General features: G+C 41.1%; 23 protein-coding genes and 2 riboswitches. Of the genes, 6 read left to right on the forward strand and 17 right to left on the reverse strand.

Annotated features, from left to right (window positions below):
- Nucleotides 1–52: 52 nt before the first annotated feature.
- Nucleotides 53–328, reverse strand: a complete 276-nt coding sequence (locus WKU33_RS08035; protein WP_336253128.1) for a YutD family protein — start codon at nt 326–328, stop codon at nt 53–55.
- A gap of 125 nt (nt 329–453) precedes the next feature.
- Between WKU33_RS08035 and WKU33_RS08040 the strand changes: the two genes are divergently transcribed.
- Both WKU33_RS08040 and WKU33_RS08045 read left to right on the forward strand, forming a co-directional pair.
- Nucleotides 454–999 (forward strand): YhcN/YlaJ family sporulation lipoprotein, encoded by a 546-nt coding sequence (locus tag WKU33_RS08040; protein WP_340454070.1) that lies wholly within the window; start codon nt 454–456, stop codon nt 997–999.
- Between the two features lie 5 nt (nt 1,000–1,004).
- Nucleotides 1,005–1,967 carry a M23 family metallopeptidase gene (locus WKU33_RS08045; RefSeq protein WP_442946204.1) on the forward strand — a complete coding sequence of 321 codons (963 nt, stop codon included), beginning with the start codon at nt 1,005–1,007 and terminating at the stop codon, nt 1,965–1,967.
- 39 nt (nt 1,968–2,006) lie between these two features.
- Here WKU33_RS08045 and WKU33_RS08050 read toward each other — a convergent pair whose 3' ends face one another.
- The 6 genes from WKU33_RS08050 to WKU33_RS08075 all read right to left on the reverse strand — a co-directional run bounded on the left by WKU33_RS08050 (nt 2,007) and on the right by WKU33_RS08075 (nt 8,423).
- Nucleotides 2,007–2,114 carry a methionine/alanine import family NSS transporter small subunit gene (locus tag WKU33_RS08050; protein WP_336253130.1) on the reverse strand — a complete coding sequence of 36 codons (108 nt, stop codon included), beginning with the start codon at nt 2,112–2,114 and terminating at the stop codon, nt 2,007–2,009.
- Nucleotides 2,114–3,658 carry a sodium-dependent transporter gene (locus WKU33_RS08055; protein ID WP_340454072.1) on the reverse strand — a complete coding sequence of 515 codons (1,545 nt, stop codon included), beginning with the start codon at nt 3,656–3,658 and terminating at the stop codon, nt 2,114–2,116. The genes WKU33_RS08050 and WKU33_RS08055 overlap by 1 nt, the downstream gene beginning before the upstream one ends.
- 237 nt (nt 3,659–3,895) lie before the next feature.
- On the reverse strand, nt 3,896–5,449 hold the full coding sequence (locus WKU33_RS08060) for a Na+/H+ antiporter NhaC family protein (RefSeq protein ID WP_340454074.1): 1,554 nt from the start codon (nt 5,447–5,449) through the stop codon (nt 3,896–3,898).
- A 137-nt stretch (nt 5,450–5,586) separates the two neighbouring features.
- A riboswitch (Lysine riboswitch) is annotated at nt 5,587–5,762 on the reverse strand.
- 42 nt (nt 5,763–5,804) lie between these two features.
- Nucleotides 5,805–6,584, reverse strand: coding sequence for a sporulation protein YunB (yunB, locus tag WKU33_RS08065; protein WP_336253133.1), 780 nt, complete (start codon nt 6,582–6,584; stop codon nt 5,805–5,807).
- Between the two features lie 58 nt (nt 6,585–6,642).
- Nucleotides 6,643–6,951: a YunC family protein gene (locus WKU33_RS08070; protein ID WP_156856698.1), complete on the reverse strand. Its 309-nt coding sequence runs from the start codon at nt 6,949–6,951 to the stop codon at nt 6,643–6,645.
- Between the two features lie 68 nt (nt 6,952–7,019).
- Nucleotides 7,020–8,423 carry a bifunctional metallophosphatase/5'-nucleotidase gene (locus WKU33_RS08075; RefSeq protein ID WP_340454077.1) on the reverse strand — a complete coding sequence of 468 codons (1,404 nt, stop codon included), beginning with the start codon at nt 8,421–8,423 and terminating at the stop codon, nt 7,020–7,022.
- A gap of 177 nt (nt 8,424–8,600) precedes the next feature.
- Nucleotides 8,601–8,712, forward strand: a riboswitch (SAM riboswitch).
- Between the two features lie 76 nt (nt 8,713–8,788).
- Here WKU33_RS08075 and WKU33_RS08080 point away from each other — a divergent pair.
- Together WKU33_RS08080 and WKU33_RS08085 are read left to right on the forward strand one after the other, a co-directional pair.
- The gene (locus WKU33_RS08080) at nt 8,789–9,919 is read left to right on the forward strand and encodes a methionine biosynthesis PLP-dependent protein (RefSeq protein ID WP_340454079.1); all 1,131 of its coding nucleotides are present in this window, start codon (nt 8,789–8,791) and stop codon (nt 9,917–9,919) included.
- Nucleotides 9,920–10,371: 452 nt separating this feature from the next.
- Entirely contained in the window at nt 10,372–10,647 is a 276-nt protein-coding gene (locus WKU33_RS08085; RefSeq protein ID WP_156856695.1) for a YqhV family protein, read from the forward strand.
- Here the strand turns inward: WKU33_RS08085 and WKU33_RS08090 are convergent.
- Genes WKU33_RS08090 through WKU33_RS08100 form a run of 3 tightly spaced genes read right to left on the reverse strand, consistent with a single transcriptional unit; the run spans nt 10,618 to nt 13,177 of the window.
- Nucleotides 10,618–11,448 (reverse strand): ATP-binding cassette domain-containing protein, encoded by an 831-nt coding sequence (locus WKU33_RS08090; protein WP_336253140.1) that lies wholly within the window; start codon nt 11,446–11,448, stop codon nt 10,618–10,620. The two genes, WKU33_RS08085 and WKU33_RS08090, sit on opposite strands and share 30 nt — an antisense overlap.
- Complete coding sequence (gene ssuC / locus WKU33_RS08095) at nt 11,445–12,209, reverse strand: aliphatic sulfonate ABC transporter permease SsuC (RefSeq protein WP_188855506.1); 765 nt, start codon at nt 12,207–12,209, stop codon at nt 11,445–11,447. Before ssuC ends, WKU33_RS08090 begins: the two co-directional genes overlap by 4 nt.
- Before the next feature lie 20 nt (nt 12,210–12,229).
- Nucleotides 12,230–13,177: an aliphatic sulfonate ABC transporter substrate-binding protein gene (locus WKU33_RS08100; RefSeq protein WP_336253136.1), complete on the reverse strand. Its 948-nt coding sequence runs from the start codon at nt 13,175–13,177 to the stop codon at nt 12,230–12,232.
- A gap of 187 nt (nt 13,178–13,364) precedes the next feature.
- On the opposite strand from WKU33_RS08100, the gene WKU33_RS08105 reads away from it, so the two are divergent.
- Nucleotides 13,365–13,856, forward strand: coding sequence for a DUF3231 family protein (locus WKU33_RS08105; protein ID WP_156856692.1), 492 nt, complete (start codon nt 13,365–13,367; stop codon nt 13,854–13,856).
- A 40-nt stretch (nt 13,857–13,896) separates the two neighbouring features.
- A complete protein-coding gene (locus tag WKU33_RS08110; RefSeq protein WP_156856755.1) occupies nt 13,897–15,111 on the forward strand; it encodes an MFS transporter in 1,215 nt (404 codons plus the stop codon).
- 1 nt (nt 15,112) lies between these two features.
- Here WKU33_RS08110 and WKU33_RS08115 read toward each other — a convergent pair whose 3' ends face one another.
- The 7 genes from WKU33_RS08115 to sufD all read right to left on the reverse strand — a co-directional run bounded on the left by WKU33_RS08115 (nt 15,113) and on the right by sufD (nt 24,481).
- Nucleotides 15,113–15,727: a YitT family protein gene (locus tag WKU33_RS08115; protein ID WP_229782725.1), complete on the reverse strand. Its 615-nt coding sequence runs from the start codon at nt 15,725–15,727 to the stop codon at nt 15,113–15,115.
- Between the two features lie 77 nt (nt 15,728–15,804).
- The gene (locus WKU33_RS08120; RefSeq protein ID WP_156856691.1) at nt 15,805–16,527 is read right to left on the reverse strand and encodes a DUF2071 domain-containing protein; all 723 of its coding nucleotides are present in this window, start codon (nt 16,525–16,527) and stop codon (nt 15,805–15,807) included.
- A 512-nt stretch (nt 16,528–17,039) separates the two neighbouring features.
- Entirely contained in the window at nt 17,040–19,436 is a 2,397-nt protein-coding gene (locus tag WKU33_RS08125) for a YhgE/Pip domain-containing protein (RefSeq protein WP_340454082.1), read from the reverse strand.
- A gap of 655 nt (nt 19,437–20,091) precedes the next feature.
- Nucleotides 20,092–21,489, reverse strand: a complete 1,398-nt coding sequence (gene sufB, locus WKU33_RS08130) for a Fe-S cluster assembly protein SufB (RefSeq protein WP_340454083.1) — start codon at nt 21,487–21,489, stop codon at nt 20,092–20,094.
- Nucleotides 21,490–21,523: 34 nt separating this feature from the next.
- Entirely contained in the window at nt 21,524–21,958 is a 435-nt protein-coding gene (gene sufU, locus WKU33_RS08135) for a Fe-S cluster assembly sulfur transfer protein SufU (protein WP_336253162.1), read from the reverse strand.
- Nucleotides 21,948–23,168 carry a cysteine desulfurase gene (locus WKU33_RS08140; RefSeq protein WP_340454086.1) on the reverse strand — a complete coding sequence of 407 codons (1,221 nt, stop codon included), beginning with the start codon at nt 23,166–23,168 and terminating at the stop codon, nt 21,948–21,950. The genes sufU and WKU33_RS08140 overlap by 11 nt, the downstream gene beginning before the upstream one ends.
- A complete protein-coding gene (sufD, locus tag WKU33_RS08145; protein WP_156856686.1) occupies nt 23,168–24,481 on the reverse strand; it encodes a Fe-S cluster assembly protein SufD in 1,314 nt (437 codons plus the stop codon). Before sufD ends, WKU33_RS08140 begins: the two co-directional genes overlap by 1 nt.
- Nucleotides 24,482–24,488 lie beyond the last annotated feature (7 nt).

The following is a 24,488-nucleotide window of genomic DNA, read 5'->3' on the forward strand; positions in this document are numbered from 1 at the left end:
CAGTGACTCCTTTCTTAGTATGAGAAAGGAGTTTTTCACGTGCCATTTATTGTTATTTTGTAACTTTTTTCAGGACAAAATAAGCACATCCAAAATTACAATGCTCCAATAAATAATCCTCTATAGCGCTGAACTTGGAATCAATTGGCGCTTTTGCATTCCGATCATGGTAAAATCCCTTCATCCGTAACTGTTCATAGCCCCAGTCACCGACAATATAGTCATATTTCCCTAATATATCCGCATACCGATCCCGGATTGCATCTTCCTGAAAACCCTCTTTTATATTTTTCACTAACTCATAATGCTTGCCACCTAGTTCAATCACTTGTTACACCCCCTGTTTTACCTTCCATTAGTTTACCATATGCACATCAGAAGTGAAATATTTGCATGTATGTTTTCCCATCTTTAAACCAAACTAAATCACAAATAGAATTAAGGAGAGAAACCATGAAGAAATTCATTCTAATCCATGCATTGCTTGGAATCGTACTCTATCTCGGTGGTTGCGGCCAAACGGAAAACACTAATGAACAATTGGAAATACTGAATCCCAATAATCGTGGGGAGGCGGTGAATGAAGAGCGTCGGGCCAAGTTGGGCTATGTCAGATATACGAAAGAGGATCTCGCTGTACAAGATGATAACAACGAAATCAACTTTGATCGGGAACAATTAGCGGATATGATTACGAGAACAATCCTCCAAAGCGGCAATTTCAATGAAGCAGCTTCCCTCGTTACAGATAAGGAGGTTATCATAGCCTTTGAGAAACGTGATAATCTCGATGCAAATCTAGCCGCAGAGATTGCAGGTAAGACTGCTCGTTCACTCCTTCCAAGCTTCTATAAAATATATACAACCGATGAACCTAATCATATGGATGTTATCCATAGCCTGCATAGAGAGCAGATGAATAATAAAGACGATCTCCAAGTAATCGAACGAGTTATTGAGGAAATCAAAGCAGATCACGCTGAACAAGATTGGAGGTAATAAGCTTGTTCTCCAGACGGCTCACGATATATAGCTTTATCTTCTTCCTATTTTGCTTAAGTGGGTCAGTAATTCAGGCGGAGGAAGCTTCAATTCATACAGAACGAATGGCCCTATACCGGAAGACGGAAGCAATCTCGCACATACCTTGGTATTATTTCGCTGCCATTGACAATTACGAACGGAATAAGGAAACGGCTACTGAAGATGAGCCACTTATTTCCATTACATTTGATGAAGAAAGCTGGTATGGGATAGGAAACTATCCGAAAAATTCGAATCCAGATATTATCAAGTTATTTAATGGTATCGGATTGGATGGAAACGGCGATGGCTTGGCAAGTCCTGAACAAGAAGAAGATGTTCTCTATACACTTGCTATGTTGTTGCTTCAAGAAGGTCCTACAAGGGATGATATTAAAATTGGATTATGGAAGCTTTATGAACGAGACTTAACGGTTAAATCAATTATGAACACCGCCAAAGTTTTCCAAACATTTAATGAAATCAATTTGACAGACCGGGATTTTCCCGTGGATATAAATTATAATTACAGTTATCGGAATACGTGGGGAGATAGGCGCGGATACGGCGGGCTTCGGATTCATGAAGGTACAGACATTTTCGCAGACTATGGAACGCCGATCAAGTCCACAACATATGGAGTTGTAGAAATTATGGGTTGGAACCGATTTGGCGGCTGGCGGATAGGGATACGCGACATTTATAATATTTATCATTATTACGCTCATTTGAGTGGCTTTAACGATGCCATTGAAATCGGAACAGTCGTACAGCCGGGTGATGTTCTTGGCAGTGTCGGGTCAAGTGGATATGGCCCACCAGGTACGTCCGGTAAATTCCCGCCCCATTTGCATTACGGCATGTACAAAGACGACGGCTATAAAGAATGGTCCTTTGACCCTTATCCTTATTTAAGAAGATGGGAACAGATGGCGAAAAACTAAAGAGGTTGGAAGAGCGCTTGCTCTCCAACCTCTTTAGTTTTAATTCATTTTTCCTTTATCACGGAATGCGTGCCATATACTTGCCGCTAATCCTCCCCATAGAATAATAATTCCAATAATCATCACTATGATTGCTGAAGCACTCATTATCTTGCCTCCTCGTCGTCATAATAGTTCTCATCTTTGTTAATTTCAACGTTTGCCTTCCATTTCGTCAAGGAGAGTAGTATCCCAATTATCAGTGCTGCTGCAGCAACAACCCAGCCTCCAAAGAATATAAACGTATCCGTATACCCTTCATAGTTCCCGGTAGGATTATCAAATAATTTCAGCAGATTTTGCTTGAATAAACCAAACATCATATACCCCATCACAATTGGTGTAATAACTGCTAAACTAATCGTCCACCACGAACCGAGCTGAATGTCTGAAATGGGGTTTGCATGGTCTTTTAACGTTTTCAATTTCCGTAAAATCCATGCAATCAGAACAACTTCCACTAATCCAAGTAAAGCGACACCGAATTGGTTAATGAAGTAATCAACAACATCAAGGAAGAATAAACCGCCTTGAGAAGCATAGAGCAAGGAAACAATCGCTGCAACCCCTCCACCGAAGAGGACAGCTTTCTTACGGGATACATTGAATTTATCCACCATTCCTGCAACATAGGTTTCTGTAATGGATAAAAGTGAGGTTAAACCAGCCAATGTCAAAGATATAAAAAACAGGAGTCCAAATAGTTCATTCATGGCAGGAAACTCATTAATAATTGCTGGAAAAGCAACAAACGCAAGTCCAACTCCACCATCAACAACTTCATCAATGGACACCCCAGCCTGTGTTGCCATAAATCCAAGAATACCGAATACACCAATCCCGGCTAATAATTCAAATCCAGAGTTCCCAAATCCTACAATAAATGCATTGTTTGTAATGTCTGATTTTCTCGACAGATAGCTAGAATAAGTGATCATTATGGCAAATGCGATGGATAAACTGAAGAAAATTTGCCCGTATGCAGCAATCCAGACATCAGGGGATAAAATTTGACTAAAATCAGGTCTAAAAAAAGCATCCAATCCACTTAACGCTCCAGGCAATGTCACCGCACGTACTACAATGATGAGAAACACAACGACAAGTGCTGGAATAAAAATTCGATTGGCTAGTTCAATACCTTTACTAACACCGCGGTACAACACGAACAAGACAAGCGCCCAAACAATAAGCAGCGGGAATAGTACACCTGGAACCATACTTCCTATCTGACCTGGACTTTCAGCAAGCTTTAAATACTCACCGAATAAAAACCCTCCCGTATCATCCCCCCAAGCAAGAGATAATGAGAAATAGGAGTAAGAAATTGCCCATGCAATAATGACAGAGTAGTAAGTCGAAATGATAAATGCAACAAGCACGCCCCACCAACCGATAAATTCAGTTTTCTTATTCATTCTCCTGAACGTTAACGGTGCAGAACCCCGATAGCGGTGCCCCATTGTGAACTCCATAATGAGAATGGGAATCCCAGCTGTTAACAGCGCAAATAAATACGGGATGAAAAATGCACCACCACCGTTTTCATACGCTACTGCTGGAAACCGCCAAATATTCCCCAAACCAATCGCTGATCCAACTGCCGCTAAAATAAAACCAGCCCTTGTTCCCCACTCTGAACGCGCCTTCATTTTTGTACCCTCCTTTTTCACTACGATTATGAGTGCTAGTACATCATTTTTATAATATTCTTACATTTACATCCGTATTCCACCTCCATTCTTATAAAACATGATGTATTCTTATAGATATTGCGATACCTTCCTATTTAGACGTATTTTCAATTAAAAAAGCATATCCCTTTTCATATAGAAAAAGGATATGCTTTTTAACGGTCTGTAATACCCCACTGAATGAGTTTCACTTTATTAGGCTTCTCTCATTGTATTATTGCGGTGGATGATAAATCCGATAATTACAATCAATCCTAATGTAATGATTAGTGGCAGAACTATCATATCCAACACACCCATCAACAAGAATCCTAACGCCGACACACCAGCAGCAAGCAGTGCATATGGCAGCTGCGTTAAAACGTGATCAATATGATTTGCACCCGCTCCTGTTGCAGAAAGAATGGTCGTGTCAGATATCGGTGAACAATGGTCCCCAAACACGGACCCAGCTAGTACAGCTCCAAGTGTTGGAAGTAATAGTACAGGATCAATCACCATCACAACTTCAGCACCAATAGCAAGCATAATGGTAAATGTTCCCCAAGAAGTACCGGTTGCGAGTGCCATTAAACCGGAAATAATAAAGAACAACACAGGTAAGTACATCGAACTAACATTTGCTCCATGAAGCAACTCTGCTAAATATGTTCCCGTTTCAAGGGATGAAATAATCGATCCGATCATCCATGCGAGTATTAGTATATAAATCGCAGGCAACATCGATTTCATTCCTTGGACAAAAATATTCCCGATGTTTGCTTTTGGCGGATCATGCATCACATGTAGAATAAGTCCAAGCAAGACCGCAATTGCTCCCCCAATCAAGAGAGACAGATTCACGTCAGTATTAGCAAACATAGAAAGGATGGTTACCTTACCTTCTGTTGCGATTGCACCTGTAATTAGCATCATTGATACAGTCGCTACGACAAGCACAACAATGGGTAAAATCAAATGATAGACTTTTCCTTTTGGATGGGCCTCAACCGTATCACCTAAGTCACCAGGGACCTTACTATTAGTTGGATCGATCAATTCACCTGTTTTCATTGCGCGCTTCTCATGTACCCGCATCTTTCCGATATCCATTTTCAAATAAGAAACAAGGAACACAAGTAAGATTGCTGACAAGGCGTATAAATTCATTGGAATCATTTTAATGAAAGCTTCCATTGGCTGAATACCCGTGATACCATTTGCTACAAAAATGGAGCTTAACAATCCAATAATAAATGCACCCCAACTGGAGATTGGCGAAAGCACAGTCATTGGAGCAGCAGTAGAGTCAATCAAATAGGCCAATTTCGCACGGGATATGTTGTGCCGATCTGTTACCGGCCTGGCAATTTGTCCAACTGCTAAACTGGCAAAGTAATCATCGATAAAAATAATAACACCGAGAACTCCTGTCATTAACTTTGCACCTGTACGAGTCTTTACATGTTTTAACATCCATTCTCCAAACGCCCGACTACCACCGGATCCTTGAAGAAAGGCCGTCATAATTCCCAATAAGAGCAGGAATGCAAGTAAGAATAGATTATCAACGTTAAGGGAACCATCTACCACAAATATTTCATAGAATACGAGCCATACTTCCTGCAAGGAATCTAGTATGTTGAATTCATGTATGAAAAAAGCACCCAAAACAATTCCTGCCCCTAAAGAAAGCAGAATCCGTTTCGTGACAATGACGAGCACGAGCATTACAAGTGCAGGAATAAGGGAATAAAAAGTACCTACCATTTCGTCTTTCCTCCATTTTAAAAATTTCATAGCATAGAGTACAAGTTGAACGAATGGAAGGTACATATTCACATAAAAAAACAATGATAGAAAATAACCCATCATTGTTTCTTTAACAATATACGTTATCCTCCATTTCGATCAGTAGTTCTCCATGCAATGTATTAGCATGACAGTATGCCCCTTATTCAAAGACATACCAGCAAATAATAAGTTGACGCTTATTACGCTTCGGCAAACAATCCTTTCACTAACATTCAACGTTGTCATTCTCCTGTTGGCTACTCATATTACTCGCACCTCTACCTCACCGATCAAAAAGGCGACTATTCAATTCTGAACCTACTATACTAGATTATTCCGCATTCTGCAAGTCCCGGCCGATTTCATTCCTTGGGACGGCAATCGATGGACCGGAATTGCCTCCATAAAAATCAGGTACATCTCCAAGTATTGCACCCCCATCAATATAGATTTCTGCAGTTACTGTCGTCACTTCCGAAGTGAATGGAATAATGACTTGTACATCTGCTTCCACATCCAAATAAAAGGAAATCCATACCCCGTTAATACCGAACTCTGTCTGTTCCCTTGTAATATTGGTTCGCACTGTGCCAATCACTTCCAAATTAATCGGTACTTTCGGTCCGAGATTGGCTAAAACGGTGTTCCCTGTAACTTGCCCTAAAGGGATTTCTACTAGGGTAGGATCATCATTAATACGATCCGTTGCCCCTTCCTCATACGGGAAAGGCTCTTCATCATCATGGAAGATCGGATCTCCCCGATTTAAACGGTGAAAGTATTCCTCTACCCGATTGGTTGCATTCCGAGTTATTTCACTCATAGCTGCTGGATCCACGGAATAAGCGGCAACATTTCCATTATTATCATATGTAATATTCGCTATATCTGAAAAATTATAGTCCTCCGTGAAACTAACTGCACGATTAATCGCCCGGGTAGCGAATTCATTCGTCTTTTCCGTTGCAATCTCCATTAACGTTGGCTTAATTCCCTTATCGATAACCATAATGCTCACAAGAATCGATATCGTAAAGATAATGACTGTAAGTATCAATATGATTTGCGCTGGAGGTGAGCCAAATTTTCTAGGGATACGTCTCTTCCGCATGTAAAAACCCCCTCACATCATGCTTATGCAACGATGCAAGGGGTTAGACGTGCTAAACTTATGAAATAAGAAGAAGAGCCTCCCTTCCCGTCATTCCTTCTCTCCAGCCGTATTCTTTCGATGCATCCGTAATTTTCTCGAGTGGAGCAGCGAGTAATTGGTCAATCGTCCGCACGCCTATCGCTCTCCCTGCAATTACCTCCCTTTCCCGCAACTTCGGAATCTCATTGAAAATATCCACATCCAGTGCAGCACACATAATATAGCCGACTTCGTTTGAAACCGTGAGTAATGTCGTCTTTGGCAGTTCGACACTTACTGCTGTGAACTGCATCCCTTCAATTTCAATTGGATTAACAGTAATCATCTCCGGATGCCTCCTTTAGTTACATAATAAAGTATGCAAAAGCAGGCTCCTCTGTCACAATCGGCATCTTAAGGCTGCGGTGTTTTATTTCTTAACGTATCGAGTAATAAATCCCTTAAAAATTCAGGTAGGAAATATTGTTTCATTTCTGATTTGGCAATTTCAGGGAGAAGGCGACCGAAAGTAAATGTATCGGCAGTAGCAATGCGATATGTTTTCTGCTTTTCCACAGCTGAACCATCACAGAACGTTACCCCAGTCACTGCTTCCGTTCCGTTCGCCCGTAGTGTCGTAGATATGGATAACCCAGCAAAAAGCATTCTGCCAATGACTTTCCCGCGGAAACCGAATCCTTTCAATTGAATCTCCATGAAATCTTTCTTCAAGGAAGCACGGATCACTTCAATCAATTCATCTCCCCTCAAATGCACGACAACTGGGTTGATCGGATGCGGACAAATCCGGTGGATATCACCGTAAGTGACCATTCCTTTTGGCAAGCCGTCAAGCAGAAGTCCAGCATTCAACAAAGATGCATCAGCATCCGTCCATTTCCGTACTGTTTCCGTCAAATCTTGCATCATCGGCACATCGCTAAACCAGTCCGCTTGAAACCCTTCTTCTAGATAAACAACTTCTGTTCCCAATATTCCAGAAGCTTCTTTTTCCAATTCAGTAAGCAGCCCTCTCGTATCTTCATCTTCGGGATAGCTTGATACATCTGTTGTATAAGCCTCTTTATGGATGAGCTCCTTTTTATCATGATCATATGTTAAGATAACTTCGCCAACATACATACAATGCTTGCCAGCAGCAGTGAGAAGACTGTTGTTCACATATTCACCGGTCCGCAACAGATGGTGAGTATGCCCTCCAATAATAACGTCGATATCCGGGAATTTCCGCGCAATCGCTTCATCTTCACTAATTCCTAAATGGGATAGAAGAATGATAATATCCGCTTCTTTCTTTAAAGAGGCCAGCTGTTTTTCCAACTCTTCAAAGGGGGAAGTTAGGTACCAGCCGAGTAGCCCGTAAAAAGCATTGAACGGAGCAGTAAGCCCGATCATTCCGATCCGTACTCCCGATTCCGTCTGGATAATTCGAGTATCGTGCAGCCATGCAGGTGGATTATGTTCTTTATGCTTCAAGTTCGCACAGACAACTTCAAATTCCGCCCCGTCGTATAAATGATATAAATCATCATGGGATAGTGTAATCCCTTCGTTGTTCCCAAGTGTGATGACATCATAACCGACCTCGTTTAAAAGCTTCACATTCGCCTTTCCCATCGAAGCCTCCGATATTGGATGAACACGGTCCATATGGTCACCAACATCAACTAAATAATGGGCATCCTCCCGAGCGATACGATTCTTTTTCATATCCTTTAAATAGCCAGCTGTCCGCGGCCACTGGCTGAAATCACTATGCAAATCATTTGTATAATAAAAATAAAGTTTTTCCTTCATAAATATTGCTCCTTAGCCTAAACCGTCCATAATCAAATGGATTCCTATAAGAAACTATATCAGCGATTCCTCCTGATGCAAACTATTTTGCATATTCATTATGTATTCTTTATTTCTCTTGCATTTTCTGAATAGCTGTACTATTATATATTCAATCATTAAAAACTTCATAATTTTTTCTTATCAAGAGAGACGGAGGGATTTGGCCCAATGAAGTCTCAGCAACCAGCTTAAACACGTGAGCCCGGTGCTAATTCCAATTGACGACCTGCCGTCTTGAAGATAAGAAGAGCGTACTTGTGTAGATACCGAGACCTTCTTCTTATAGAAGGTCTCTTTTTTATTACGAAGAATAGGGTGATAAGATGACAAAACAAAAGATTGAAAGTCGTTTAGTCCAATTAGGAAATCGATCGGATAAAAAAACGGGAGCAGTAAGTACACCGATTTACTTAACTACTGCCTATGAACATCAGGGTCTCGGTGAATCAACCGGATACGATTATAGCAGAACGAAAAATCCGACGCGAGAGATCCTGGAAAAGGGCATTGCCGATTTGGAAAATGGCTATGCAGGATTTGCCTGCAGTTCCGGAATGGCTGCCATTCAACTTGTATTATCCTTGTTTAAATCTGGGGATTCCTTATTGTTTTCAGCGGATGTGTACGGTGGAACCTATCGTTTATTAAAGCAATATGAGGAAAAATACAATATAAAGGCATGCTATTCCGATTTCGCATCGGTCGCTGCTGTAGAGGCATTGATTACGGAAAGTACAAAAGCTATCTTCATTGAGACTCCAACGAACCCGCTCATGGAGACAATTGATATCCCAACATATGCCGAACTCGCTAAAGAACATGATTTATTACTCATTGTCGATAACACTTTTTTAACACCTTATTTACAGCAGCCACTAGAGCTCGGTGCCGATATCGTCATTCATAGTGCAACGAAATATATTGGCGGCCATAATGATGTATTGGCGGGATTAGTCGTCGCAAAAGATGAAGATATTTCAGAACTCCTTGCAACGAATCATAATTCTTCCGGGGCAGTGCTTTCCCCTGCCGATTCTTTTTTAATTGTTCGAGGGATGAAGACACTTGGACTGCGCATGAAGCGTCATGAGGAGAATGCGAAGAAAATAGTGGAATATTTAAATGTGCGCGATGCAGTCGAGAATGTTCTATATCCAGGAGTTGGCGGGATGCTTTCGTTCCGTTTACAGGATGAAGCTTTAATTAATCCATTTTTACAAAATCTGCAGCTGATCACCTTTGCAGAAAGCCTAGGTGGTGTCGAAAGCTTTATTACATATCCGACCACACAGACCCATGCCGATATTCCGCTGGATGAGCGGGAAAGTCGCGGGGTCGATGACCGTCTCTTACGCTTTTCTGTTGGAATTGAGCATATTGATGATCTCATTTTAGATCTTGATACGGTTTTTGAAAAAATCCAGACAGCTACTGTTTTTGGATTAAATAAATGAAAGTGGGATATAACACTAGAGATAAACCCTACAAATCATAATAACGCTCTCGAAATTTACTAAGTGCGTTTGGAGACTGCATCGGTCGCTGTGTCTCATTAAGAATTCTCCCTCTGCAGCAGTCTCTGCATAGTCGAAGCTGGTAAGATGGTTTGTTTGAAGTGGTCCTATCTTTGTCTGCAGAAAATACCTATCTTTTAAGAGAATCCCCTTAAAAGATAGGTATTTAAATTAATAAAAATTGCTTTTAATGCAGTTTTAATATTATTTTGCAGCGGGTTGTAAGGTCATCGGAAGAATACAGATCTCTTTCCTATATAAAGGTATAAACCCCTTCTTTCATCTTTTGCATACATACTTCCCTTTTTAAGCTTGTAATTTTTCATACAGTCCTTTTTTGGACTGGCCGGGCATATATTTAAAAATAAACATATTTTTGCAGGGGGAGTACGATGTTTAGTCTATTGGAAAAGGCTGTTCTGTCTATAGCCTTATTACGGATTTTTTCCGGTTCGATCGAAATATTTGCGGCATTTTTAATGATTAAATTTAATGAGATAGAAAAAACTTTAATCATTAACAGTTCACTCGCTTTTGTCGGTCCCCTTATCCTCCTGCTCACTACTGCAATTGGGATTATCGGGATGTCCACAAAAATATCCTTTAGTAAATTCCTGTGGATTTTTCTTGGCGTTGCTCTAATTATTTACGGAATTAAGAAGGGATAGTGATTTTTCATGAAACGGTTGTGTATATTCTTTTTCTGTTCTTTTATTCATAATTCTTGTAAGGATTTCTTCTACATACATACCAAAGGTCGGGTTTGTTCGTTTTCTTGGCCGTGCCAACGCAATGTTTTGGTTTAACGCTATCCTCCCATCTTCTATTAATATCACCCTGTCCGCTATTGCAACTGCTTCTTCTACATCATGTGTAACAAGAATTGCTGTAAATTTCTTTTCTGTCCATAATGTTTCAATCAGTTCTTGCATTTCTAACCTTGTTAGCGCATCAAGTGCGCCTAGAGGTTCATCTAGTAGAAGTAAATTTGGCTCATGAACCAATGCTCTTGCTAAAGCAACCCGCTGTTTTTGACCACCGGAAAGCATGGAAGGAAAGTCATTTGCTCTATCTTCCAGCCCCACTTGGGTGAGGGATTCTAAAGCTTTCTTTTGCTGATCGCCAGGGAGTCCGATACAGACATTATCAATTACCCGCTTCCACGGAAGCAACCTGCCATCTTGAAACATCATTCGGGCCTTTTTATTTAGACCTTGTAATCGCTCCTCATTCAATTGAATCGAACCAGCCTTGGCATCTTCTAGACCTGCAACAAGGCGGAGGAATGTACTTTTCCCGCAACCACTTTTCCCTACAATCGCAACAAATTCTCCTGCCTTTATATTTACGTTTACCCCATTTAATACTTCGCGCTTACCATAACTTTTTTCAAGGCTATTGATTTGAACGTTTACGCCATTTCGTTGTAACGATAGCAAATCAACTTCTCCCCCTTTAATATTCTTCATGTATTCCATTTTAATAACCTTCCTTCGAGATACCTCGCAATAACATCAGACACCTTCCCAAACACTGCATAAATGAGAATACTTAAGACGATAATATCCATTTGCATAAACTCTCTAGCATTCATAGCCATATAGCCAATCCCCGATTGAGCAGAGATTGTTTCCGCGACGATTAGTGTTAACCACATCACTCCAAGGGAAAATCTAATTCCAACTAAAATGGAAGATAGTGCACCTGGTAAAATGACATGAAAAAATAGTTTGTAGCCTTTTAATCCATAAGACTCACCCATTTCAATTAATCGCTTATCAACCGATTTAATTCCGTGATACGTATTAATGTAAACGGGAAACAGCACCCCCAAAGCTACGAGAAATATCTTTGATGTTTCCCCTATCCCAAACCAAAGAATCACAAGCGGAATCAAAGCCAAATGCGGGATGTTCCGCAACATTTGAATGGATGTATCAAACAGTAAATCGGAAATGCGAAATACGCCATTTAGTAAACCAAGCATAAAACCGATTGATCCACCGATGATAAAGCCAACTGCTGCTCTTGTTAAGCTAATGGACATATGGTCATACAATTCCCCGTTTCCTAGTAGAAGAATTGCCGCTTCGATGATTTGTGTTGGGGCAGGTATTATTCTTTCTGAAAGAATGCCTGTAATGGACATAAGTTGCCAAACAATGATTAACGAGCATGGAATAAGCCAAGGCAATAGGCTTCTTGTTGATGTTCGCTTATTTCCTTTCATATCAATACCCCCATCTTCCGTTACTCCATTGTTTCCCTAACCTTTATGGACTTTGGTATAATATCCAGTTGGTAAAAAATGTCTGCAATTTCCTGTTGTTCTTCCATGATCTCTTCTGACAAATCTTCTACACCATACGTTCTCCGTTCAATCATCATGCGAATAGCCGCTTCATCGATTCCCAATATAGGTACTAACATATCAACTAACTCATCAGGATTTTCGTTAGCCCATTTTGATGATGCGGCAACTTCCTCTATAATTATTTCAATGACTTCAGGATACTTCTCCTTAAAGGTTTCGGTAGCTACAAAAAAATCTCTATCTGTTGTTAAACCTTCCCCATCAATAAGAAGTCTGCCATTTGATTCAAGCTCAGTCGATGCCACGTACGGGTCCCATACAACGATTGCATCAATCGTACCTTGTTCAAAAGCAACCCGGGCATCTCCTGGTGTAAGATATGCCGATGTTATATCATCCAACGTGAGTCCTGCTGTTTCTAATGCTTTAATTAACAGGTAATGGGAACTTGATCCTTTTGAAAAACCTATTCTTTTCCCTTTTAAATCTTCAAGTTTCGTGATATCAGAATCGTTAGGTACTAAAATACCACTTCCCTTATATTTGGAAAATCCTACAGCAACATAGGTAAATGAAGTGTCAGCAGCTTGAGCAAAGATAACGGGTGTATTTCCGGTTCTGCCAAAATCGATTGCTTCCGCATTTAACGCCTCAACAAGTAGCGGACCCGCCTGAAACTCCTTCCATTCAACTTTAAACCCTTGTTTTTCCAGACGTTCATCTAACGTACCTAAGGATTTTAGTAAAAGCAGGGGACCATTTTTCTGATATCCAATCCGAACGATCTCTTCATCTTGATCCAAACTGGTAATCGTCCCTGTACTGTTGCAGCCTGCAATGACAAATAAAACGATAAAAAAAGCAAGTAACATCAATTTCCTCACAATAGCTACCATCCTTTATAATTATATTTCTGATGTTAGCCTATGAACAAAAAATATCTAGGTTACTGTCTATTTCAATTCTTCATTACATGTCGCTACGCCTAACAGGGGCTGCCTATTTTGTTCATTTCTTGGATAATATCCGAAGCGAAGAGAGAAACTATACAGGATTAAAAGGAGGGTTAGTATGACTACAAAGAAACAAGATGAACCATTCCATTCAGGTGAGGTGTACCATTTATGGAATTATTTATATCATACGAAGCATCTGCTCGTTACGATGCAAGTGCTTATTAATCATGCAGGAGATCATGATTTAAAAACATATTGCGAAGACTTTGTTGAAAGCTGTCTCATTCAGGAAGAACAGCAAGTCGAAGGGATTTTAAAAGAAGCTGGCATCCGCTTGCCACCGGCACCTCCGGACAGACCTAATGTAGATGTGGAAGATATTCCCGCCGGTGCAAGATTTAATGATGCGGAAATCTTCAACCTTATTCAGAGGGAACTGGTGTCGACGAGGGCTGACAGCAGTTATGTGACAGGAATCGCTTTAAACGAAGACATCCGTTCCATGTTCAGTGACTTCCATGGCCAACAAGAGGAATATGAACAGAAAATAATAGATATAGCAAGGGAAAAAGGATGGCTCGTCCTTCCGCCAATTAATATCAAATAAGCGCAAGGAGTGCACAACGTTGAAAAAAACGAACAATGGAATGACAATACTAGCCGTCGGATCTGTTCCACTCATGATGACTCTTGGGAATTCCATGTTAATTCCTATTCTTCCGGAGATGAAATCTTCGCTCGACTTATCCCAGCTCCAAGTTAGTTTGACAATTACCGTATTTTCAATTGCAGCAGCAATCATGATTCCGATTGTCGGTTATCTGTCCGATCGCTATTCTCGGAAAATCATTATGTTACCATCGCTCATCCTCTTTGCAAGCGGTGCTTTGCTTGCTGGGCTTGCAGCTGCACTATTTGATTCCTATGGATGGATTCTTGTCGGCCGGACGATACAAGGTATTGGAGCAGCTGGCAGTGCCCCGATAGCTATGGCGCTGATTGGTGATTTATTCAAAGGTGGCGAACGCAGCCGGGTTCTCGGAATATTCGAAGCTTCCAATGGGCTAGGTAAAGTACTATCGCCGATAATTGGCTCGCTATTCGCTTTAATTGTCTGGTATGCCGTGTTCTTCGCTTTTCCGGTTCTAAGCATCATAGCGGCAATTTTAGTTTGGATTTTTGTAAAAGAGAAGAAAAATCGCCAATCTCCTCCTCCATTTCGCAAGTATGCACGGGGACTTCTCAGCGTGTTTAAACACGAAGGTAGATGGCTGTTCACTGCTTATCTTGCGGGAGGCACTTGTTTATTTACACTATTTGGGATTCTCTTTTATTTATCCGATGTTCTAGAGACAACGTATCAAATTGACGGTGTACGAAAAGGACTTATCTTAGCAATTCCACTTCTCGTCATGGTGAGTACGTCTTATCTGACGGGGAGTAAGATTGGAAATAACTTAGTCCGCATGAAGCGCTTTTCCGTCATAGGACTGCTGTTTATGACGGTATCTTATAGTTCGCTTATCTGGCTTGAGAGTCTCGTTCCCTTTTTAATAGGACTTGCTTTAAGCAGTATCGGAGCCGGACTTACTTTACCGTGTGTGAACAGTTTAATTACTGGAGCAGTCGGTAAAGAACGCAGAGGCTTCGTTTCGTCCTTGTACGGTTCCGTCCGTTTTCTTGGTGTCGCTCTCGGACCACCCATATTCACACGGTTAATGGACTGGTCCAGAACTGGCATGTTCACAACCATCGCTGCTTTCACTTTCCTCGTTGCTTTGCTCGTTCTCTTTCTTATTCATGTAAAAGGAAAAGACGGGAAGAAGGATCCGAAGAAAGCTTTCCGCTATACGTATGTATAAGCTACTTCTTTCGCCAATCAAGCGAATAGGACTCATTCATTGTAAACTGGAATTGAACAATGATATTAACAATCCTCGTGGCAATCCACTGACTGATGAAGGCGAGGATGATTATTTTCCAGTCGATCAACAAAGCAGCGAATAAAAAGATACAACTATTGATCCAAAATAAAGAACGGCCGGGCAGGAAACCATATTTCCTTGCTAAGATTAGAGCAATGACACCAATACCACCATTGGAAACATTTTGGCGCATCAGGATTCCAATCCCGATCCCTAAAAATATTGAACCAACAATAAGATCAAAGAAGAGCGATCGGTTCGGAATTGTAACATGCTCAAAGAAGGTTACAGTTATAGAAGTCATTGTAATTGCAAGCACGGTCCAGCTTGCAAAACGTTTCCCTAATATATAAAGTCCGAGTAACAGGAGCGAAAAATTGATCACCCAAAGTGCAGTTCCCATGCTCATTCCAAATAAATAATTAAAAAGAACGGTAATCCCGCCCGCTCCCCCTGAAGGAATATATTGCGGGAAGAGAAACAGCCCCATAGCAAAGCCCTGTATTGCCCCACCGGCAAGTACAAGCGTATTCTTTATAAAGATTTCTTTCACGCTGCCCCTCCTTTGAATTTGGACATGTACTATAGCTTATTCTTATTTAGGTCCAATGATGAAAAAGGGGCAGTTTTTTATAGTTCTTCTATTTTCCTCACGCACCAGGAATACACCTTCTTCTTTGCGGCGTAATGGAATACCGGATTACCAGCCTCTTCTATTCCTAGAAAATCGGGCAACATATTCTGTTTGGAAAGAATCACTTCTGCTTCTTGTAATTTCCATGGTTCATGGTAGATATCACCTTTATAAAGAGAGCTGTTTCGCTCCGACCAGAATATATACCTTTCCACAAGCCAGTAGGCAAGACTCGATGCACTCGGTTTATATTCACCAGTAACCGGTCGATACTTTCCAGTAAAACCGATCGATGATTTTCCCTTGCGCTTACTTGTAAAATTTATCCAGTTCCGTTCTTTCTTCATATGGATACCCGCATAATGATATGGCGCATGAAATATCCGCCCTCCCAGAACAGTTAGCCACTGATTCGCATCAAGGCTGAAAAAATAAACTCCTGCTTCTCCATTTCTTTTTACATATGTGCGTACGTTCAATTCCAATAAGGAATGGAAATAAGGAAGTCGCGGAGTAAAATGGAGACGCATATCGGTTATTGCAAATGGGACAATCGAAATCCAAGCCTTTCCATTATAGGTATCAAGTTCTAAGCCCTGCGGAATTTGTTCGCGTAGAATGTCTGCTGGAACAGGTAGGTGCATGAACAAAAGATCATTCCATGTTTGCGTCATTACCCAGATACCCTTGCGTAATTCAAGAATGATTTTCACCTCCATCCTTATAGCTAATCAATTTGTTACTCCTATTCTGCCCGAAAAAACAAAGGCGTAAGCGCCCTTGCAGGTTAAAAACGCGACGTCCTGTCGCAACACCTGCACTAGCACATCCTGTGCGTCGTAGCAACGTACAAACTGTGCCTCCCAGGACGGGAGGTAGTTCGATGTTGCCCCATACGTGAGCGAACTTAATCGAACTTCCCCTTTACGGAATGAGATAAAGGAAACATGCCCCTTTAGGGTAGACGTGAGTTGGGCCTTGGCCCGTTCTTAGTCGGCCTTCCTCTTTGAGTTGATGCCCGCTTTCACCACAAGGGTATAAGGGCGACTAAGCCTCACAAAGACCGCTCGGCAAGTCTTCTTTATCGATTGGAGGAGTGTGAAGTTTGATAGTTGCTGGGCGCAGAGCGGACGTGGCTAGCCCTGGATATCTAAGTTATGCACAACATTTATATTTTATAGGACGCTATGCAATGAGGAAAAACCCGCCACTAAAAATGGCGGGTTTTTCATTATAAAATAACTTTACTTTCACGTGCTTCTTCTAAGAACTTATCGCTTCGTTTATTTATTGTTTCTTTTAGTTTAATACCGATAAACAAGAAGATGATCATAAAACCGACAAGCCAAGCGATATGGGTGAGCACGACGGACCAAACAATTCCACCTGTCGCTTCCCTTAACAAGCCCAATCCATGCGTAAACGGCATAAACTTGTGGATTGTTTGGAAGAATTGCGGTGTTGTCTGGATTGGGAAGGTACCCCCCGACGCTCCGAGTTGCATAACGAGCAAGATAATCGCAATCACTTTGCCCGTATTTCCAAAGACGGAGACAAATGTATAAATAATCACCATAAACACTGTACTGATCAGAAAAGCAAATAGAACGTATAGGAATTTGTGTACAACGAATGTTTCAAGCAAGAACAAATTACCGCAAGTGACAACTAAAGCCTGTACCAGTCCAATCAACCAAAATGTTATAAATCTGCCGAAATATGCTTCATAGCCCTTGTATTTATGCTTATTCGGTACGTCAACAATCAAAGTAGAAACGAGGATCAGCCCCCCAACCCAGAGGGAGAGTGTCGTAAAGAACGGAGCCATGCCTGATCCATAGTTCGGAATTGGGAATAATTTGTGTTCCTGAAGAATGATTGGATCTGCGAAGAATTCTTCCTTTGCGTTCGGATCATTCCGTAGAAAGTCAATCAGTTCTTCGAGATCTCCTTTAGCTTCTAATTCCCTCGTTTTCTTCGCTAAACTAAATAATTTCTCTTTCGCTTCAGGAAAAACAGATTGAATTTTGTCCAACTCTTTTTTTCCTGTACCGATTCCTGCATCAACTTTATTTAAAATTTCCTCTACTTTCGGAAAGTAGGAAGTGACTTTTTCTATTTTTTTATCTGCTTCATGAATTGCATTTCGGGCCGTGTTCATTTCTTTATTGTAGGTTGGCATTAAATCTTGATCGATAAATGTTAATAAATCATTAATGGTTGTATTAATTCGTAAAGCGTGTTCCTCTATATAATCTAATACGTCGGCTAGTTTTGCTTTCCCTTCTTTAGCTGCAGTAATTTTTGCAAGCACTTCATCTTTGAATTGTCTTAGATCTTCTTCATAACCCGCAACCTTATCAACTCCGTCAAGGAAAATACCATCTGCAATAGATTCTTCAACTTGTTTACTTGCCTCGATTGCATGCTGAATTGCTGCTTGTCTAGCTTCGATAATTTCTACCATCGCTTTTAACTGCTCTAAAGACTTCTCATCTTCACTTGGTGCATCTTCCCCGTTATCTGGTGCATTTTCGATGACATCAATCGTAGCCAGTAGATCTTGTTTCGCTTTTTCGAGCCGTTCATTGTCTTCTTCTAATTGGGCAACAAGATTGGCGATTTGGTTGCCGTTGGTTGCTTCTTCATCCGCATTTTTCAACGCTTCTTCCAATAACTGCAGGACTTCGATTCCTTGATCGATTTTTCCTGTGCTATTTTCTATTTTTGTTACAACTTCATCAAAAGAATCTTCTTTCTCGGATATTTGACTAATTACCCCTGGAACTTCTTTGATAACTTTTTGTGCTGTTGTTAAATCATTTTTAACAATGGGAACATATTCGTCTACATACTTATCAGTTTCATTAAGAATCTCCTTAGCTCTTTCACTAAGTGCCTGAACTTGTACACTCACTTCTTCTGCTTTCTTAACACCTTCATGCGCTTTTTCGCTCGCATCTTCCGCTTTGTCTAAATCATCTCCCGCAACACCTAAAAGTCGCTCAATTTCAGGCATGTCTTCTTCTAACTGATAGATGGCATCCCTTAAGCGTTCAATGCTTTCTTTGTTCGCTTCCAGTTCAATTCCGGCTTCATTGAATGCTGTAAAAATCGCTTCATTGGCAACTTTAATAAATCCTTGATGGACACTTTCCACAATACCAGTTGCCCCTGCATTCGTAATTTTCGGAGCAATGGCGTTCACTTTCTCATTAATATAATAATCCAATACAGGCTTTTCGGGTTTATCATCCAGAACGCTCGTTAATTTCTCGGAGAAATTAGACGGAATCGTAATAGACGCATAATAATCCGCTTTTTCAAGACCTTCTTTCGCTTCCTTTTCATCAACAAATTGCCAGCCTAGCTTCTTATTATCCTTTAAGTTTGTAACAACCTCATCCCCGACATTGACCGTTTCTCCTTCTACCTCCGCGCCCTCATCCAGGTTCACAACTGCTACCGCAACATTCTCCGTGTTGGCATATGGATCCCACGAAGGTAAAATGTTGAACCACGCATACATGGAAGGTAAAATCATTAGAGCTACAATCACGATGATTGCAGCACGTTTCTTCCGTATATTATTTAAATCTGTTTTAAAAATTTCCCATATATTCTTCATAACTTAATCATCATCCTAATAGTGTAATTTCCTTCGACATTCTCCATCATACTAAAATACACTATTTACTTGAAAAACTCCACAATTTTAGCGGGTACAGTACAAAAAAAGCTTATTCAGAACATGCCATTACAAGTAACTCAAGTTATTATCATCTTTTTATTTATAATTTCCCGTACAACAATAGAGTAAGCACACCATTTTCTACTTATCATACGGAGTCACTCACTTTTGCAACTTTTCCAGTGGGCCTTTTCATTACTATTCCCTGCTCTACTTCTTACTATCCATAAGCTTGGCTTGTCCATCACAGACTTACCTAAGGTTTACCACGGAGTAGAGACAGTAAGACCTCCTCGGGTCATGCCACCGAACTTTCCCCCGAAACCAGCCTTCATAACTAATGGAATCCGTATCGATTATGGGATATTCCCTTCTTGTGCAAGGTTATCCGCTTCTGCCAGCATGGGTTTTGGTTTGATGTCGCCTGTCCCTTCAAACCCTCCGACATTGCCCCACGACCACGCACTGCTGCTTTTCAGCTAGACACTTTCGCCACAACGACGTGTTAGAGGCTATCAGCGATTAGTTCGATGTGCTGCCAAACGCACAAAAAACCCGCCACATATCTGTGACGGGGATGTTTTATTTAAAATTATCCGATAGAGCCTTCCATTTCGAATTTGATCAGTCTATTCATTTCAACTGCATATTCCATTGGAAGTTCTTTTGTGAATGGTTCGATGAAGCCCATAACAATCATTTCTGTTGCTTCGAATTCATCTAAGCCACGACTCATTAAATAGAATAATTGTTCTTCGGAAACTTTGGATACTTTCGCTTCATGCTCAAGTGAGATATTGTCATTTAAGATTTCATTGTATGGAATTGTGTCAGATGTAGACTCATTGTCCATAATCAATGTATCGCACTCGATATTCGCACGTGCTCCGTCCGCTTTACGTCCGAAGTGAACAAGTCCAAGATAAGAAACTTTACCACCATTACGGGAAATGGACTTCGATACAATCGTTGAAGATGTATTCGGTGCTAAGTGATGCATTTTTGCACCAGCATGCTGTAATTGTCCTTTACCAGCTAGCGCAATCGATAGTGTATTACCTCTTGCTCCTTCACCTTTCAAGAGAATAGAAGGATATTTCATCGTTAATTTCGATCCTAAGTTACCATCAATCCATTCCATTGTTCCGTTCGCATCTACAGTTGCACGTTTCGTAACAAGGTTATAAACGTTGCTGGACCAGTTCTGGATTGTAGTATAACGACAGTATGCATCTTTCTTAACGATGATTTCAACTACTGCACTATGCAAGGATGCTGATGAATAAGTTGGTGCTGTACATCCTTCCACATAGTGAACAGATGCATCTTCATCAACAATGATTAGCGTACGTTCAAACTGTCCCATATTTTCCGTGTTAATACGGAAATATGCTTGCAACGGCGTTGAGCTTTTGACTCCTTTTGGAACATAAATGAAGGAACCGCCGGACCATACTGCAGAGTTCAGAGCGGCAAACTTGTTATCGGAGTATGGCACTACTGTACCGAAATACTCTTTAAATAATTCTTCATTCTCCTGCAAAGCAGTATCTGTATCTGTGAAAATGATTCCTAATTCTTGAAGATCTTCCTTCAGACTCTGATAAACTACTTCAGACTCATACTGAGCAGATACACCAGCAAGATACTTCTGCTCTGCTTCAGGAATTCCAAGTCTGTCAAATGTCTGTTTAATTTCTGCTGGAACCTCATCCCAAGTTCTACCTTGTTTCTCCGATGGTTTTACATAATAGATGATCTCATCAAAATCAAGTCCTGATAAGTCACCGCCCCATTGCGGCATTGGACGTGCATAGAAATGCTCCAACGCTTTCAAGCGGTAATCTAGCATCCATTGTGGTTCTTCTTTCATTTTGGAGATTTCCTCAACGACTTTTCGAGTTAATCCTCTCTCCGTACGGAAAACCGATACGTCTTTGTCACGGAAACCATATCTATAATCTCCTATTTCAGGCATATTCCTAGCCATAGTTGTAACCCTCCTTCAGATATTTCAAAACACCTTATCCCTGTTCATGGACACCTTTTTCAAGAGCTTTCCAGGCCAATGTTGCACATTTAATCCGGGCCGGGAATTTGGATACACCTTGAAGGGCTTGAATATCCCCTAATTCAAAGCCATCAGTATCGATTTCTTTTCCAAGCATCATATCAGAGAAAAGTTCAGACATCGCAAGTGCTTCGTCAACCTTTTTCCCTTTAATTGCCTGGGTCATCATCGATGCGGATGACATGCTGATGGAGCAGCCTTCTCCTTCAAAGCGGGCATCTTTTACAATGCCATCTTCAAGCTGCAGTTGCAGTTCAATCCGGTCTCCACAAGTAGGATTGTTCATATCAACGGTAAGAGAATCACCCTCAATTAATCCGCGGTTCTTCGGATTTTTATAGTGATCCATGATTACTTGTCTGTAAAGCGTATCTAAATTATAAGACATCACCAAAATACTCCTTCGCTTTTAACAGTCCTTCGACGAGACGGTCTACATCTTCCTCTGTATTATACAGATAGAAACTTGCTCTAGCTGTTGCCGTAACGTCTAACCATTTCATCAGCGGCTGTGCGCAGTGGTGACCTGCACGAACTGCAATTCCTTCCGCATCGAGTACGGTTGCCGTATCATGCGGATGAACCTCTCCTAAATTAAAGGTTACAAGGGCAGCACGCTCTTTTGGACCATAAATTGTAATCCCATTCACTTCACGCAACTTATCTGTTGCGTATGCCGCCAATTTTTTCTCATGTTCTAAAATATTATCTAAACCAACTTCATTTAGAAAATCGATTGCGGCTCCGAGACCAATTGCACCAGCAATGATTGGAGTACCAGCTTCGAATTTCCATGGCAGTTCTTTCCAAGTAGAATCATAAAGGTTAACGAAATCAATCATTTCCCCACCGAATTCTACCGGTTCCATGTTCACTAGAAGTTCGCGTTTCCCATATAATACACCAATTCCAGTTGGGGCGCACATTTTATGCCCAGAAAATGCATAAAAATCTACATCGAGATCTTGTACATCCACTTGCATATGTGGCGCACCCTGGGCTCCGTCAACGACAATAACTGCATTATTTTCATGTGCAATCTTTGTAATCTCTTTGATCGGATTGATTGTTCCAAGAACATTCGAAACATGAGCGATAGCGACAACTTTTGTGTTTGGAGTAATTGTTTCCCGAGCGTCTTCCAGTGACACGGTGCCGTCCTCTTGTAACGGAATATATTTCAAAGTTGCACCAGTAGCTTTAGCTGCCTGTTGCCAAGGAATAATGTTACTATGATGCTCCATCGGCGTGATAACAATTTCATCGCCTTCCTTTAAATTGGCACGCGCATAGCTCCAAGCTATTGTGTTAATAGCGGTTGTAGTTCCACGGGTAAAAATAACTTCGGCAGTACTTTTAGCATTAATGAAAGCTCTGACCTTTTCACGTGCTCCTTCGTACTGATCGGTAGCACGTGTTCCTAGAGTATGCACGCCGCGGTGAACGTTGGAGTTCGTCTCCCGGTAGTACTTGGCCACGGCTTCTATCACAGAAACGGGCTTCTGTGAAGTAGCTGAGGAATCCAGGTATACGAGCGGGTGTCCATTCACCTCTTGACCCAGAATCGGAAACTGTTCTTTAATGGCTCTTACGTCCATTAGTTGATTTTCCTTTCGATCACTTGTGTTAATTGTTTTTTCACAGATTCAATCGGAAGCTGGGAAACAACAGGATCAAGGAATCCATGAATTAACAGACGTTGCGCTTCCTCTTCAGTCAACCCACGGCTCTTCAAGTAGTATACTTGCAATGGATCAACACGACCTACTGAAGCTGCGTGTCCTGCTGTAACGTCATCCTCATCGATAAGCAAAATAGGGTTAGCGTCACCTCGAGCTTTTTCACTTAACATAAGTACGCGAGACTCCTGTTCAGAGTTTGCTTTCGTTCCACCATGCTCAATCTTACCAATCGCGTTAAGGATTGCTGTAGAACCTTCCGTCATTACACCACGTTGTAAAATGAAACCATCGGAAGCTTTTCCGTCATGGTGCATAACAGAAGTAAAGTTTTGTGTCTGTTTTCCACGGCCAACCGATACAGCTTTCGCTTGGGAAGTGGAGTTATCACCGACTAGGCGAGTGACGTTTTCTGAAACGGTATTTCCGTCGTTCATTTGTCCTAATGCCCAATCAATTGTTGCGTCACGGCTTGCGATACCACGGCGGTTCACATATGTTGTAGTTGCAGCTGCAAAGTTATCAACTGCGCCGTATGCAACTTTAGCACCGTCGAGTGCATATACTTCCGTTACGATGTTGGCAACCGTTTCATATTCTTCATTATGGGAAAGATAGTTTTCCACATATGTGATGGAACTGTTTTTATCCACAACAACAAGTACATGGTTCACGAGTGTGATTTCTGGGTCTTCTTGCCAGAAAATGGATTGAATTGGTGTTTCAATTTGCAAGTTTTCAGGTATATAAAGGAATACACCACCATTAACAAGGGCGGCATGAAGTGCAGTCAGCTTATGCTCGCTAACAGCAACACCATCTTCCGTCATGAAATACTTTTGAACGAGATCCGCATGTTCACGGATAGCAGTATGGATGTCAGTGAAGATGACACCTTTTTCTTTTAATTCATTATTCAATGCAGCGTAAGCAACAGAATGATTACGCTGAATGATCAAGTTTTCCGGTGCTTGCTTTTCATCAAAGAAATCACGTAATTCTTCTGGAAGGTCTTGAATGGAAGATACTGATTCACCAGTTTTGAAATCATGATTGAACTCTGTAAAGTTCCAATTTCTAATTGTTGTTTTATCAGGCTTTGGCATTTCCAAGCTTTCAGCCTGCTCTATCGCATCCAGGCGGAATTTCTGCATCCACTCTGGCTCATTTCTTTTCTTTGAAAACTGTTCAACATAAGCCTTATCAAATGACAGTTTTGTTTCCACAGTCATGATACTC

Source organism: Oceanobacillus sp. HCA-5259, assembly GCF_037892815.1.
Classification (GTDB): Bacteria; Bacillota; Bacilli; order Bacillales; family Amphibacillaceae; genus Oceanobacillus; species Oceanobacillus indicireducens.

Coding starts and splice junctions, on each gene's coding strand:
- WKU33_RS08040 (WP_340454070.1), top strand. CDS start 454: ATGAAGAAATTCATTCTAATCCATGCATTGCTTGGAATCGTACTCTAT.
- WKU33_RS08050 (WP_336253130.1), bottom strand. CDS start 2,114: ATGAGTGCTTCAGCAATCATAGTGATGATTATTGGAATTATTATTCTA.
- WKU33_RS08055 (WP_340454072.1), bottom strand. CDS start 3,658: ATGAAGGCGCGTTCAGAGTGGGGAACAAGGGCTGGTTTTATTTTAGCG.
- WKU33_RS08060 (WP_340454074.1), bottom strand. CDS start 5,449: ATGGTAGGTACTTTTTATTCCCTTATTCCTGCACTTGTAATGCTCGTG.
- yunB (WP_336253133.1), bottom strand. CDS start 6,584: ATGCGGAAGAGACGTATCCCTAGAAAATTTGGCTCACCTCCAGCGCAA.
- WKU33_RS08070 (WP_156856698.1), bottom strand. CDS start 6,951: ATGATTACTGTTAATCCAATTGAAATTGAAGGGATGCAGTTCACAGCA.
- WKU33_RS08075 (WP_340454077.1), bottom strand. CDS start 8,423: ATGAAGGAAAAACTTTATTTTTATTATACAAATGATTTGCATAGTGAT.
- WKU33_RS08080 (WP_340454079.1), top strand. CDS start 8,789: ATGACAAAACAAAAGATTGAAAGTCGTTTAGTCCAATTAGGAAATCGA.
- WKU33_RS08085 (WP_156856695.1), top strand. CDS start 10,372: ATGTTTAGTCTATTGGAAAAGGCTGTTCTGTCTATAGCCTTATTACGG.
- WKU33_RS08090 (WP_336253140.1), bottom strand. CDS start 11,448: ATGAAGAATATTAAAGGGGGAGAAGTTGATTTGCTATCGTTACAACGA.
- ssuC (WP_188855506.1), bottom strand. CDS start 12,209: ATGAAAGGAAATAAGCGAACATCAACAAGAAGCCTATTGCCTTGGCTT.
- WKU33_RS08105 (WP_156856692.1), top strand. CDS start 13,365: ATGACTACAAAGAAACAAGATGAACCATTCCATTCAGGTGAGGTGTAC.
- WKU33_RS08110 (WP_156856755.1), top strand. CDS start 13,897: ATGACAATACTAGCCGTCGGATCTGTTCCACTCATGATGACTCTTGGG.
- WKU33_RS08120 (WP_156856691.1), bottom strand. CDS start 16,527: ATGGAGGTGAAAATCATTCTTGAATTACGCAAGGGTATCTGGGTAATG.
- WKU33_RS08125 (WP_340454082.1), bottom strand. CDS start 19,436: ATGAAGAATATATGGGAAATTTTTAAAACAGATTTAAATAATATACGG.
- sufB (WP_340454083.1), bottom strand. CDS start 21,489: ATGGCTAGGAATATGCCTGAAATAGGAGATTATAGATATGGTTTCCGT.
- sufU (WP_336253162.1), bottom strand. CDS start 21,958: ATGTCTTATAATTTAGATACGCTTTACAGACAAGTAATCATGGATCAC.
- WKU33_RS08140 (WP_340454086.1), bottom strand. CDS start 23,168: ATGGACGTAAGAGCCATTAAAGAACAGTTTCCGATTCTGGGTCAAGAG.
- sufD (WP_156856686.1), bottom strand. CDS start 24,481: ATGACTGTGGAAACAAAACTGTCATTTGATAAGGCTTATGTTGAACAG.